The sequence below is a fragment of the Rhizobium sp. AQ_MP genome (assembly GCF_014237835.1).
Classification (GTDB): domain Bacteria; phylum Pseudomonadota; class Alphaproteobacteria; order Rhizobiales; family Rhizobiaceae; genus Allorhizobium.
This window is the reverse complement of sequence record NZ_JACJVI010000030.1, coordinates 1-12,816: the sequence shown is the minus strand read 5'-3', so window position 1 is coordinate 12,816 and position 12,816 is coordinate 1. Positions and strand designations below refer to the sequence as shown.

Here is a 12,816-nt window from a genome sequence, read left to right as displayed (position 1 = left end):
CTCGCCTTCATCATCGACGCCTTCGACCGCGAGATCATCGCCTGGACGGCGGTCGCCAACGCGGGCATCTCCGGCTCGGACGTGCGCGACATGATGCTGGAGGCGGTCGAGAAGCGCTTCGCAGCAACGAGAGCCCCGCACGCAATCGAGCATCTCTCGGACAATGGCTCGGCATACACTGCGAGGGACACGAGGCTGTTTGCCCAGGCGCTCAATCTGACGCCTTGCTTCACGCCGGTGGCCAGTCCGCAGTCGAACGGCATGTCGGAGGCCTTCGTCAAAACCCTGAAGCGGGACTATATCCGCATCTCAGCTCTACCGGACGCCGAAACAGCGCTCCGGCTCATCGACGGATGGATCGAGGACTATAACGAAATCCATCCCCATTCCGCGCTCAAGATGGCTTCTCCCCGGCAGTTCATTAGGGCTAAATCAAACTAGCCGACATATCCGGTGAAACGGGGTGCACTTCAGCAGCCGCCTCGCCTCACCGGTTTTTGACCAATGGTTGCGCGCATCAGAGACGATCGGACGAAAGCTCTCCAATCCATGGCTCGCCTGATCGAGGCTACCGACACTGTGGTCGAATGCGCAAGCTGCGCCGTGAATGTGCAGTCGTGACATGACAAAGTCCCCGTCAAGCTTGCAGTTGTCTTTTGCGCCAGGCTGAGAGAGCGTCGTGAATTTCGAAGAGGTGAATTACACGGGGGTTATGCGCTTTTGCCGTCAGTGAGCCTTGATCCGGCACCAATCAACCTTACCGCGACACGCCTCGCCGATCCCTTCGCACTCAAAAAGGACTGCCCAGATGCTCGGCACCGCATCAGCCAACCTCGCATTGCTACTGGATCCTTTCCTGCTGCAAGCGCAAATCCCATCCGTTACAGATTTGCTGCGACATGAATTCCTGATCTGAGGGACTGAAATCAACAAATCCGTCGATAGATGCTGCGGCCCAGATGATGCGACCGCGCTTGCATGGGACGCAGACAGTGGCGATCGCGTGACCGCTCAAGGCCACGTCAAAGACAAGCAGGCTTGTCGGTTCTCCGGAAATCTCGCACAGGCTTGAAATCTGAAGCCGCTGCATTGCCTCAAGTCACGTTCAGGATGTCAGATACCGATGCAAGAGTTCTGTTTATCTGAATATGATTGACTGCAAAGATAGTCGTCAAGCTTTAAGTGGTCGGCGCCCTCTGCCTGAAGAGGCTGATCCTGCCCTTCCCGGCTCAGTCTGTTTGCACCTGCCGCGGGTCGCGGCGCTGGGAGCGGGCCTTATCGGCGCTGCCAGCTTGATGGCGATGTCTTGCGTCCTTTTTCAGTCGAAAAGTTCCGCCGCGTTGCCGGCGCCGATAGTGGGCTCAAGGCTCCAGTCCGCTCTACCCGCAGCCCCGTCTTACCAATATCCGAGGCCAGAGGGCTTTAGGGCTTAATGCGGCGGCTCGAGACGGTGGACATGGGCTTGACGATGGATGGCTCAATCCGCTGATTGCGGGATACGCTGCATGTCCCCTGGTTTATGGATGGCGTGCCTGTTGGATTGCAACGCTGACTGTATCGCCCTGGAAGCTCCGATTGTCTTTAGACCGCTGTTTGACGCTTAACCTGCTTCGGGTTCTCGACCCCGATCAATTGGCTCATCCATGTCACCACGCTGGACTGGCTCGGATGGTTTGGGTCGTTGCCGGTTGCGGTGAGTGTTTCCATGGCAGGCGCCGTCTTGCGGCTCGACTGCTCCCCAGCTGCCTGCATCGTGCGACATGGGTGCTTCAGCGATGCGCCGGTGCCGGATGGTTCCTGGATCGCCGGCTGGTAGCCTTTGGATCTTTTCTGGCGCAGAAGATCGAGGAAGAGTTTGACCGCATCAGCCTCGTTTTCGAATACATGTTTCATAGACGGCCCACGCCTTCCGATCCGGCCCCAAGTGCGGTTCAGCAAGACATGTCCCAGCAGGTCCATCGAGATTTCCAGTGCGTAATAACGTGCCATGTTCCGCGCTGCGTCGATGCGTTCCATATAGAGGTGATAGGGTTGCTTGATCATGTGGTCAGCATCGTCGGTTTCCTCGAAAACGTCCAACGACAGTTATGAATCGCTCGTCCCCGATTGATTCAGATATGTGATCCATCGGCCGCTTGCCGAGCACAACAGCCGCAGGCTCCAGCGTCGGTGATCCGCCGGTACGAAAGACCAACTTGCAACCCATGGCTTGCAAGGGCTCCCGCACATGTCGGTCGTCGGTCACCGCGCCAGGGACAATGTCCGCGCCGTTTTGATCCAGACGCAGTGTCGGGTGATCTGCCCCTTTCTCGCGTGCGGCGGCGGCAAGACAATCATGCAGGCCTGCCTGCCACCGTCGGTTGGCTTGCATATGGTTTTGCGGTGCAAACAAAGACTGCGCGCCAAATCAGTGTTCGAAGGTGGCAGCTTCTCTGCGACCAGCACCAGATGGCTGGACTGGCCTGATCGTTGCAGTTTTGCCCATTCGAGGGGCCAGTTTGCGAGCTTCAGGCATCGTTTCGATGATCCGGCATCGTCTCGCTGATACGGGCTGCGGGATCGGCAGTCTTTGGCGCGGCGCCATGGTTGGCGTGAAAGCGGTTCTCGCGGACGCAGGCGCGCATCTCGGGGCGTCTGAACCAGATAGCCCGGCCACAGCGAAGCGGAGGATTGCCACCGGTAAAAACGATCTGCTCGTCGGGGCGCATCAGAAGAACTTCATGGGGCAAGATCAACGGACGGCTTGCCAGTTGTTTGGAGCGGGTTCGGGTGGTGCCCCTTGCCTGGTCGCTGCGGCTGACCTGGTCGATTTCGACGGTGGTGGTGCCACAGCGCCTCGATATGTAGTCCGCCGTCTCCAGATCGTTGATGGCTGCAAAGCTGATCCAGCTTGCACTTTCAAACCATTTGCTGGTTGCGTCTTTGCCCCCGAAGCTCTCGCGCTTCTGCCCGATCGATTGATAGAGCATCATCAGACTAATGCCATATTTGCGTCCAGCATCGCGTGCCGTTTCGAGTATCCGCATGAAGCCCAGCCGTGCCACCTCGTCCAGCAGAAAAAGCACACGTCCTCCGCTTGGGTGATCACGGCTGTAGACTGCGTTCAACAAGGACCCGATGATCACCCTTGCTAGGCCCGGATGGGTCTCAAGGGTCTTGAGATCCAGGGCAATGAAGACGTCGGTCGTTCCCTCAGCGATATCCCCGCTCGAGAATGTCGAACCGGACACAAGGGCTGCGTAGTTCCAGTAGCTGAGCCAGTGGGTCTCCCTGATGGCATTGGCATAGACGCCGGAAAAGGTCTCGGACGTCATGTGAATGAAGCTTGCAACATTCTCTCTGACGAAATCGGACTGTGTCGTCTCGTGGATTTCCTGGAGCCTGGCGCGGAGCTTCGGCTCGGGTTCGGCCAGATTGGCGCGGACCGCGCGCAGGGTCTGCTCCTTTCTCGCCACCTGGCCGGACAGGCATACATCTGCAATCAAGGCGGTGAGCAGCTGCTGGGCCGTGGCGCGGAAGAAATCGTCCCGCACGCCGCTTGCACGGCCGGCCTAGCTCATGATCCAGCTCGCAAGCGCGGCAATGTCTTCCTCGTGGCTTGCGCCATGACGGCCAAGCCCGTCGAGCACGTTGAAGCCTGTGGCGGCATGGTTCGGGTCGAGGATGAAGACGTCCCGCCCGGCCCGCCTGCGGTGCGCCTCAACCATCGGCGCAACCTCATTTGATGGATCAAGGACGATCAGTGCTCCACGCCATCGCAGTGCTGTCGGGATCGTTACCGATGTGGTCTTGAAGCCGCCCGATCCGGCAAAAACGAGTCCATGCGACGACCCGAAAGCGCCGTCGAAGCACAAGAGCTCCGATCTGCCGCCCAGACCCCAGCTGTCTGGTTGATCTGCCCGAAACGCCATTGCAGAAACGCTGTCGCGATCGACGCGGTAACACTCGCCAACGACGATACCGCCGTCTTTGCCAAAGAGCCTTCGGGCATTCGAGAGTTTCATCCATTCGGCGTCACCGTGCAGGGCCCGTTTGCCCCAAACCCGTCTGGGCGTTTTGCGGCCGAAGGCGGAAGGGCCGATGGTTGCAATACTCGTGGCAAAGATGCCGCAGCACAGCATGGTCACCGCGCTGAGGGCGGCGGCAGGATCGATCATGGACAAAGAGGCGTTGTCGATCGGTCCCTGGCTGGAAAGGCGCGATGCCTCTTCCAATACGAGCTTGCCGATGACGAAAACCGAACCCGCAGCGACACTCCAGGTGATTGCCGTGAGGCGAGGCGCGGCCCTGGCTGCGAAGAGCAGAAGCACACCCGATGCAGCACTGAGGCCATAGGGCAGGAAATGGCTTGCCAACAGAGCGGTTCTTCGGGCTGCAAGGGACGCGGCGTTGGAAATAGGCCAGTCGATTGCAGGCAGCAGCGTAGAGGCCATCATCAGAAGCAGTGGACCGACTGCCGCAAGAAACCTAGCCGGGATCATGGTCGAAGGCCTCGACGCCGATCGCCATGAGTCGTGCCTGTTCGGCCTTGTCGTTCTTGATGCGCCTTTGCGCGTCGATCAGCAATCCGAGCAGAAGCGCGCGTTTTTCAAAGCGCAACCCGGCCTTGACGATCAGCCCGCCAAGTTCGATTTTCTCGCGGGTATCCCTCTTCCTCGCCTCAGTTGTCCTTGATCGGAGCATCCGTTCAAGCCTCGCCAGTCTGGCCCGCAGGCGACAAAGCCGTTTCGGCAACGATGGGTGGCGCGGCAGGCCTGCTGTCGACCCGGCGCCCTCTTTCCCCGGCTGCGCCCCTGACCTGTTGAAACCGGTTCACCATCTCTTCGAAGGCCAAGTGGAGATCTCCTTCGGTGATGTCGATCTCGCCGAGCCCGGCTTTCAGGGCGATGCGGCCGATGCGTTCGGCGTCCCGTGTTTCCGCCCGTTTCAGCTGTTCGTGCAGGCGGGCGAGATCTTCACGGATTCTTGCGCTCGTTTTTTTCATCGGTATCGGTCTCCTTTGGAATGCGCAGCATGACCCTGACGAAGCTTTCGGATTTTCGGGCGCGAGGCGAGAGACAAATCTGTCACTCGTCAGGTCGTCGCATCTGTCTGAAGATCCCGCCGCTCCCGAAAGAGCGGTCCAAGGGCGCAATTATACGTCGTGCAAGCGACGTTTGCCTGATCGGCCGAAGGTTGCCGCATGACAGCTGCTGCAACAGAACTCGACCTTGAGCGACACCGATTGTGATGATTGCCTGGAGGATCAGCCGCTTTGGCCGTGCCGCATTTTTCCGTCAGCATCCTTAGCCGCGGGTCCGGCCGCAGTGCGGTTCTTGCCGCCGCCTATCGCCATTGCGCCCGCATGGACTATCAGCGTGAAGCGCGCAGCATCGACTACACCGCCAAGCGCGGGCTCCTGCATGAGGAGTTCGTCATTCCCGAGGATGCGCCGGCGTGGCTGAAATCCTTGCTGTCGGACCGATCGGTGTCTGCAGCCTCCGAGGCCTTCTGGAATGCAGTAGAAACCTTCGAGGCGCGATCGGATGCCCAGCTTGCCAGGGATGTGACGATTGCCCTGCCCCTGGAGCTGTCTGCAGAACAGAATATCGCCTTGATGCGCGATTTCATCGCCAGCCATGTGGTCTCGAAGGGCATGGTGGCCGACTGGGTCTATCATGATGCACCCGGCAATCCACATGTGCATCTGATGATGACGCTGCGGCCGCTGACGCGGAGGGTTTCGGGGGCAAGAAGGTTGTCGTGCTCGGCGAAGACGGCAAGCCTCTTCGCACGCGTGAGGGCAGGATCGTCTACCGGCTCTGGGCCGGTGACCGGGATGAGTTCCGGTTGCTGCGGGACGCCCGGTTTTCACTTCAGAACCGGCATCTGGCACTGGCCGGTCTGGATATCAGGATCGATGGCCGGTCGTTTGAGCGGCAGGGATCGATTTTCTTGCAACAAGCCATATAGGTGTCGGGGCAACTGCCATCAAGCGCAAGTTTCTGTCCGCAAGGGGCAAGGCCGCGCAAGCTGTGAGGATGCTTGAGCGCAACGATTTTCAGGAGGCAAGACGCGCAGAAAACGCAAGGCGCATTCAGGCAAACCCTGCTCTTGTTCTCGGTCTCGTCATCCGGGAGAAAAGCGTCTTTGACGCCCGGGATGTGGCCAGGGTGCTCAACCGCCATATCGATGATGCCGCCCGGTTCCAGGATCTGATGGCGCGGATCCTGCAGGATCCGCAGATCCTGCGTCTCGATCCGGGAAGGACCGATCTGGGCTCCGGTCTAACCCTGCCGGAGCGCTTCACCACCGTCGGCATGATCCGTCTGGAAGCGGAGATGGTCAGCCGTTCGGTCTGGCTTTCTGCGAGATCTTCGCATCTCGTGAACTGAAGGGTTCTTGACCTCATCCTTGCCCGGCATGGGCATCTGTCCGACGAGCAGAAGGTGGCGCTTCAGCATGCTGCAGGCGCTTGTGGGATCGCAGCCATTGTCGGTCGCGCCGGCGCCGGCAAAACAACCTTGATGAAGGTGGCGCGCGAGGCCTGGGAGGCGTCAGGCTACCGTGTGATCGGCAGTGCTCTGGCCGGCAAGGCCGCTGAGGGTTTACAGCGGGAGGCCGGCATCACCTCGCGCACCTTGTCATCCTGGGAGCTCGCCTGGGCGAAAGGGCATGATCAGCTTGACCACAAGACGATCATGGTTCTCGATGAAGCGGGCATGGTGTCGTCACGACAGATGGCGCTCCTCGTCGAAGCGGTCACGCGAGGTGGCGCCAAGCTTGTTCTGATCGGGGATCCCGAACAGCTGCAGCCGATCGAGGCAGGTGCTGCCTTTCGGGCGATCACCGAGCGTATCGGATATGCAGAGCTTCAGACCATCTATCGCCAGCGGGACGCCTGGATGCGGGCGGCCCCGCTTGATCTGGCAAAGGGCAAGCCTTCTGATGCGATCGTAGCCTACGAGGTCCATGACAGGGTCATCGCCTGCGCCTTAAAGGCTGAGGCCATCGACCGGTTGATTGCAGATTGGGATCGCGATTATCGCCCCGATCGCTCCTGCCTGATCCTGGCCCATCTTCGCCGGGATGTCCTGGAACTCAATGCAAGGGCGAGGCGAAAACTGGTCGAACGCGGTCTGGTCGGCGCCGGTCATGACTTCAGGACGCAGGATGGATTGCGCCAGTTTGCCGCCGGCGATCAGATCATCTTCCTGAAAAACGACGCTTCTCTCGGCGTCAAGAACGGCATGCTGGCAACCGTGATGGATGCGGGACGCGGACGGATCGTGGCTGCGACGATCGATGGTGAAGAGGCGCGCAGGATCACCGTCGAAGAGCGCTTCTACAACAGTATTGATCATGGTTATGCGACGACGATCCACAAGGCGCAAGGCGCAACGGTTGACCGGGTCAAGCTGCTCGCGAGCCTCTCGCTTGATCGCCATCTGACCTATGTCGCGATGACCCGCCATCGCGAGGATCTCGGCAGCTATTACGGCTCAAGATCCTTTGCCAGGGCCGGTGGGCTGGTCGAACTCCTGTCACGCAGGAACCCGAAGGAGACGACGCTCGATTATCAAGCCGGCCGGTTCTATCAGGCGGCCCTTCGTTTTGCCGATCGCCGTGGCCTGCCGATTGTGTCGCTTGCGCGCCAGCTTCTGCGCCAGCGTCTCGAATGGACGCTGCGGCAGAAAGACAGGCTTGTTGCACTCACCGCCCGGCTGTCGTCGATTGCGGCGAAGCTCGGACTGAAGCCTCTCAGATCTCCGTCAAGCCGGCCTGAAGGCACTCTAAACACTGAGGGGTTGAAGCCGATGGTGAGCGCCGTCAATGCGCATCAAAAGTCGATTGCCGAGGTCGTGGAGGCAAGGCTTGGGACCGATCCCGGTGTGAATGGCCGCGTTTCAGGAGGTCAGAACAAGGCTTCTCCTCGTCTATGCCGAGCCTGACATGGCTTTTCGTAGGTTTGGTCTTGATCGCATGCTGGCGGATCCGGAGACGGCCAGGGAGATATTCGCCCGTCTTGCGAGCCGTGCGGAAGCCTTTGGAGCCTTGAAAGGTATAACCGGCTTACTGGCCTCGAGGATCGACCGGGATCAGCGTCAGGTCCGGATTGCCAACGGTCCGGCTCTTTCGCGTGCGCTGAAGCGCTATATTGCTTTCAGCCTTGCCACAAGATCCCGCCTGCAGGTGGAGGAAGAGGCGCTGCGTGCAAGGGCCTCCATCGCAATCCCGGCTCTATCTTCTGGGGCTTTGCGTGTGCTTGCGCGTGTCGGAGAGACACTTGATCGCAATGACCGACCTCTGGCTATGCAAGAGGCCTTTTCCGACAGCCTTGTGAAACAGGAACTCGATGGTTTTGCCCGAGCGATCAGAGAGCGGTTTGGCGAGCGCTGCCTGGTTTTGGCATCGGCGCGGGACCCTGATGGCGCAGTGTTCAAGGCCCTGACGGGCGATATGAACGATGCCTTGAAAGCTGAAATCCGCGCCGCCTGGCCCTTGATGCGCATAGCCCAGAAGCTTGAGGCGCTTGAGCGCAGTCCTGGAAGCAGCCTGCGTTTTGGAACGCTGCAGGAAACCGAGGATCAGTCTGAGCTCTCATCGACCTCAGAGACTGCTGTCCCGCAGCAGACGAAGACCCGTCACGAGAAGGTAACAGCGGCACCGATGACAGAACGGGGCGTGGCGCTTCAGGCGGCCCGACCGGACGGCCGGGGTGCAGGCGAGAGCGAAAGTCAGACTGCGGCCAGGACCGAAGTAGAGACCGAAGTGGAGAGCAAAGCACAGACTGTGGCCGAGGCTGTCGCCAGAAAGGCCACTCTCGTGAAGGGGATTTCTTTCAAATGACGATGGTGGAAGGTGCTGGTTCCCGCTTGCGGCGGCAAAGAAAACGAGCCTCGGCCCTGATTCTGGTGGGCACTGCCTTCTGTCTCGTCCTGCTGGCCGCAGGCTTTTGGGGCTCTATTCGGATCAATGGCACGGCAAGTGGAGCCATCGGGCTTTGGCGTATCGTCCCGCTGACATCACGCCTGCAGGTCGGAGAGACGATTTTTGTCTGCCTGCCGCGCGGCAAGGTGATGGAAGAGGCTCGCAAACGTGGCTATCTGCGACCTGGTCTGTGTCCAGGCGGCGTCGGACCGCTGATCAAGACGATTGTTGCAGTGGAAGGCCAGAGCGTTGCGGTGACCGATCATCTGTCGATCGACGGCAGGGTGCTCGCCCATTCCGAACTCCTGGCGATCGACGGCAGGGGACGTGTCTTGCAGCGCGACAGCGGTGGTATGGTGCCAAAGGGCAAGATCTATCTTCATTCCCCCTTCACGGCCTCCTGGGACTCGCGATACTTCGGGCCGGTGCCGCAATCGGCTGTGCTGGGTCTCGCCGAGGAGATCCTCACCTATGCGCCGTGATTGGCTCGAGACACTGCTCCTGGTTTTTCTGTCGGCCGCCATCGGCGCGCTGGGCTGGAGCGGGCATGTCGCCCTGCTGCCGGCTGCCCTCTTCTTCCCGCTGTTATGGGCGAAAGCCGAGGATCGATGGACGGCTCTTCTGGTTTCTTCTGCGTATTTTCTGTCAGCATCGCGCGGACTGCCGATCGGCGCATCGACCTATTTCGCCGCCGATTTCTGGATGGGACTTGCGCTCTGGCTGGTGTCAGCGCTGGCCTTCGTTCTCATTCACACGCTTTTGTGGACGGCAAGGCATGGCTGGCAAAGGCCTCTGCGTTACAGCGTGGTTCTTGTTCTGACCGGCCTGCCACCGTTTGGCATTACCGGCTGGGCCCATCCGCTGACGGCGGCCGGCGTCCTGTTTCCGGGCTTCGGCTGGACGGGCCTTAGCATGACGGTCCTGATCCTCTCTTATCTAATCGCGCGTCCCGGATTGAGGTCGGCCCTTCTGCTGGCCGGTCTCTGGCTCTGGTCGGCAGTCTTCTGGACGGATCCGGCCTTGCCGAAGGGCTGGCAAGGTGTCGATCTGTCAATGGGAGCAAGCCTTGGTCGCGATCCCTCTCTTCGCCGACACACTGATCTCTCGGCCCTGGTGCTGGAAAGTTATGGGGCCGGAGCATCTGTGATCGTCCTTCCTGAAACGGCTCTTGGTTTCTGGACGCCGGTGATTGAGCGCTTCTGGCAGAATGTCCTGAAGGATCGCGCGGTGAGCGTGATGGCCGGTGCGGCGGTTGTGACAGAAGAGGGCTACGATAATGTCCTGCTCCTGCTCGACAGTCAGGGAGGACGCATTTTCTACCGTCAGCGCATGCCCGTACCGATTGCCATGTGGCGCCCCTGGGAGCGCTTTTCTGTCGATCCGGGTGGCACACTGGCGCGGTTCTTCGCCAAGCCTGTGGTCAAGATCAGCGGCACGAGGATCGCCCCCTTGATCTGCTATGAACAGCTGCTGCTCTGGCCAGTTCTGCATTCCATGTTTTACGACCCCGAAGTCATCGTGCTGACGGGCAATGGCTGGTGGACGACCGGGACCAATATCATTGCCGTCCAGCAAGCGAGTGCCGCCGCCTGGGCCTCTCTCTTCGGCAAAGGCCTTGTAACAGCTTTCAACCGTTGAGCGATCTGACATGCGGGACGGAAATGCAAAGCCTGTGTTCTGACGACCGTGTCCCAAAGCTTATGAAATCGTGAAGCCGGTTGATAAAATGCTCATCAGTCGTTAATCAGTTGGACTTATGATCCCCGCAAAACACGGTTGAAGATTGAAGAGGCATCCTTGAGCACGGGATTTAAGGTCAGGACACCAGGCGCCAAGGTTGCGCAGCCGTCGGACGAGGCACTGCTTGATGTGATCCAAAGCAATATGCAGCGGCTTCCGCTCAACGACAACACCTCCTGGAGGCATGCTGCCGAGAGCATGGGCAGACTGGCTTCGATCTGGTCGGGCATTCGCTTTGCTGCCATCCTGCTGGTTGGAGCCCTAATCCTGCTGGTGTTCAGGCAGATTACACCCGCAGAAGACAGCGAATATTAGGACACCTGCGATCGGGACCCGCCACTGATGTTGCGCCGGAGAATGGCGTGCAGAAACTGCATCATCGTGTCTGCGTTCGTATCGTGCCATTTCAGGAAGAGACGCGATATCCCCTGACCCGGTGTTCTCCGGACCGGATCATTGTGCAGGTCCTTCTCCCTGAGACAGTTGTTCAGCGTTCATTATTGGTGCTGAGCAGGTCATTTATGTCCAACTGCAATGGCCCGTCCGACGGACAGGCCATTGCGTCAGGACAAAGCCGGCTCAGATCTGACCGGCTTCGATGGCAATCACCGTCGCAGCCGGACCACTGAGCGGAGCCTGTCTGCAGCGGTCACCCGCCGGACCATTGTCGCACAGCGTTTTCAGAGACCGGATTGTCGAGATGGTGAGCAGGCCGTTCAGGGGGCCTTCATAGAGCCCTGCCGACTTCATCCGGGACTGAACATAATAGACGAAGGCGTTTTCGTTGACGTCACGGAGGCCCCGGACGACCCGCTGCCGAAGCGTTGGTCCTTGCTGATCGATCGCCTCGACAAGCGACTGATAGGCTGCAACGGACCTTGCTGTCCCCGCATCGATCAGGATGCGTTCGATGGTGGCTTGGGCCGGATCGATCAGATGTCCGAAACGCTGAAGTGCATCCCTGGCTTTGACGTCTGAGCGGCGAACGACATCGCCGCGTCCGGAGCGGTAGAGGGCGACCAGCGCACTTGCAGCATTGCGGTTACCATTGGAGGCAGCCTCCTCCAGCAGTTTGATGCCCTCGGCCGGCTGTCGCGGGAACCCTCTTGCTCCACTGATGTAGAGATTGGCGAGGCTAGTTGTTGCAGCTTCGATCCCGTTACCTTGTGCTTCGCGGAGATATTCTTCCGCCCTCCGGACGGACGACTGGTTCCCGAGCAGACCTCTCAGATGCACATTGGCAAGCACGAGGAGAGATGACCGATCGCCTTGATCTCGTGCCTGTTCCAATTGTGCAACGGCCTGCTTGACCCTGGACCGTGCCGGCGTGCCGGTCAGATAGAACTCCGCCAGCCGGACGCGTGCGCCGAGGTTTCCGGCATCGATCGCGCGAAGATAAAGCTCTTCGGCTCGCCGAGTGTCCTGCTTTACATAATCGCCGCTGGCATACCATTGGCCGAGCTGCAACATGGCATTTGCATTGCCAGCACTCACCTCCTGTTCCAGTCGGGCGACGGCGAGATCGGCGGACCGTTCTGTTCCCTCGCCTCGAAGCTCCGACTCGGCGAGGCGCAAAACGGACGAGGTATTGCCTGCATCGGCAGCCCTTTGGAAGAACTCACGTGCCTGGGTTGGATCTGCGGTGACGAGAACGCCGTCGCGGTAGATCTCGCCGAGGCGCACTAGGGCGCCAGTGTTTCCAAGCTCAGCGGCGCGGGTGTAGGAGTTGATGGCCTTGGGACCGTCGATGGGGACCGGTCCACCGCGGCTGTAGATGTCACCGAGTGTTGCCAGAGCCCATGAATTGCCATCGGCGGCGAGAGGCTCGATCATGGCGATGCCACCGGTGATATCGGCGGGACCGCCCCGACCTGCGACAAGCATAATACCGAAATTGATGACGCCGCCCGAGTTGCCTGCATCGGCGGCCTTCTGGAAGAAGTCGCGTGCTTTGGTTTGGTCTGCGGTGACGAGAACGCCGTCGCGGTAGATCTCGCCGAGGCGCACTAGGGCGCCAGTGTTTCCAAGCTCAGCTGCGCGGGTGTAGTAGTCGATGGCCTTGGGACCGTCGATGGGGACCGGTCCGCCGCGGCTGTAGATGTCACCGAGTGTTGCCAGAGCCCATGAATTGCCATCGGCGGCGAGAGGCTCGATCATGGCGATGCC

General features: G+C 60.0%; 11 protein-coding genes and 2 pseudogenes. 8 read left to right on the top strand and 5 right to left on the bottom strand.

Translation table 11 applies throughout. The annotated features are described in order from the left end of the window. Positions 1-441 (top strand): integrase core domain-containing protein (locus H6M51_RS23410; protein ID WP_185812203.1); only part of this gene is annotated, 441 nt, incomplete at its 5' end. Between the two features lie 1,140 nt (positions 442-1,581). Here the strand turns inward: H6M51_RS23410 and H6M51_RS23405 are convergent. From H6M51_RS23405 to H6M51_RS23390, 4 genes and pseudogenes are all read right to left on the bottom strand, one after another. Further along, complete coding sequence (locus H6M51_RS23405) at positions 1,582-2,043, bottom strand: WGR domain-containing protein (RefSeq protein ID WP_185812202.1); 462 nt, start codon at positions 2,041-2,043, stop codon at positions 1,582-1,584. Between the two features lie 464 nt (positions 2,044-2,507). Then, positions 2,508-4,481, bottom strand: a pseudogene (traG, locus tag H6M51_RS23400) (Ti-type conjugative transfer system protein TraG). Continuing rightward, positions 4,468-4,683, bottom strand: coding sequence for a type IV conjugative transfer system coupling protein TraD (gene traD / locus H6M51_RS23395; protein WP_185812201.1), 216 nt, complete (start codon positions 4,681-4,683; stop codon positions 4,468-4,470). The pseudogene traG and the gene traD overlap by 14 nt, the downstream one beginning before the upstream one ends. Before the next feature lie 4 nt (positions 4,684-4,687). Then, on the bottom strand, positions 4,688-4,984 hold the full coding sequence (locus tag H6M51_RS23390; protein WP_185812200.1) for a TraC family protein: 297 nt from the start codon (positions 4,982-4,984) through the stop codon (positions 4,688-4,690). Positions 4,985-5,344: 360 nt separating this feature from the next. Between H6M51_RS23390 and H6M51_RS25100 the strand changes: the two are divergent. From H6M51_RS25100 to H6M51_RS23370, 7 genes and pseudogenes are all read left to right on the top strand, one after another. After that, positions 5,345-5,952: pseudogene (locus H6M51_RS25100) on the top strand (MobA/MobL family protein). 68 nt (positions 5,953-6,020) lie between these two features. Next, positions 6,021-6,374 carry a hypothetical protein gene (locus tag H6M51_RS25095; RefSeq protein WP_407073611.1) on the top strand — a complete coding sequence of 118 codons (354 nt, stop codon included), beginning with the start codon at positions 6,021-6,023 and terminating at the stop codon, positions 6,372-6,374. 54 nt (positions 6,375-6,428) lie between these two features. Next, a complete protein-coding gene (locus tag H6M51_RS25090) occupies positions 6,429-7,931 on the top strand; it encodes an AAA family ATPase (protein ID WP_407073610.1) in 1,503 nt (500 codons plus the stop codon). Between the two features lies 1 nt (position 7,932). Further along, positions 7,933-8,829 (top strand): BID domain-containing protein, encoded by an 897-nt coding sequence (locus H6M51_RS25085; RefSeq protein ID WP_407073609.1) that lies wholly within the window; start codon positions 7,933-7,935, stop codon positions 8,827-8,829. Beyond that, the gene (gene traF / locus H6M51_RS23380; RefSeq protein WP_185812199.1) at positions 8,826-9,392 is read left to right on the top strand and encodes a conjugative transfer signal peptidase TraF; all 567 of its coding nucleotides are present in this window, start codon (positions 8,826-8,828) and stop codon (positions 9,390-9,392) included. The genes H6M51_RS25085 and traF overlap by 4 nt, the downstream gene beginning before the upstream one ends. Beyond that, complete coding sequence (locus H6M51_RS23375) at positions 9,382-10,548, top strand: conjugal transfer protein TraB (RefSeq protein ID WP_185812198.1); 1,167 nt, start codon at positions 9,382-9,384, stop codon at positions 10,546-10,548. Before traF ends, H6M51_RS23375 begins: the two co-directional genes overlap by 11 nt. A 159-nt stretch (positions 10,549-10,707) precedes the next feature. Then, a complete protein-coding gene (locus tag H6M51_RS23370; protein WP_185812197.1) occupies positions 10,708-10,965 on the top strand; it encodes a hypothetical protein in 258 nt (85 codons plus the stop codon). A gap of 264 nt (positions 10,966-11,229) precedes the next feature. Here H6M51_RS23370 and H6M51_RS23365 read toward each other — a convergent pair. Further along, positions 11,230-12,816, bottom strand: a 1,587-nt coding sequence (locus H6M51_RS23365; RefSeq protein ID WP_185812196.1) for a tetratricopeptide repeat protein, incomplete at its 5' end; no start/stop codon positions are given.

Excerpts from the sequence above, each read along its gene's own strand:
- H6M51_RS25095 (WP_407073611.1), top strand. The coding sequence starts at position 6,021 with ATGCTTGAGCGCAACGATTTTCAGGAGGCAAGACGCGCAGAAAACGCA.
- H6M51_RS23405 (WP_185812202.1), bottom strand. The coding sequence starts at position 2,043 with ATGATCAAGCAACCCTATCACCTCTATATGGAACGCATCGACGCAGCG.
- H6M51_RS23390 (WP_185812200.1), bottom strand. The coding sequence starts at position 4,984 with ATGAAAAAAACGAGCGCAAGAATCCGTGAAGATCTCGCCCGCCTGCAC.
- H6M51_RS23375 (WP_185812198.1), top strand. The coding sequence starts at position 9,382 with ATGCGCCGTGATTGGCTCGAGACACTGCTCCTGGTTTTTCTGTCGGCC.
- traD (WP_185812201.1), bottom strand. The coding sequence starts at position 4,683 with ATGCTCCGATCAAGGACAACTGAGGCGAGGAAGAGGGATACCCGCGAG.
- traF (WP_185812199.1), top strand. The coding sequence starts at position 8,826 with ATGACGATGGTGGAAGGTGCTGGTTCCCGCTTGCGGCGGCAAAGAAAA.
- H6M51_RS25085 (WP_407073609.1), top strand. The coding sequence starts at position 7,933 with ATGGCTTTTCGTAGGTTTGGTCTTGATCGCATGCTGGCGGATCCGGAG.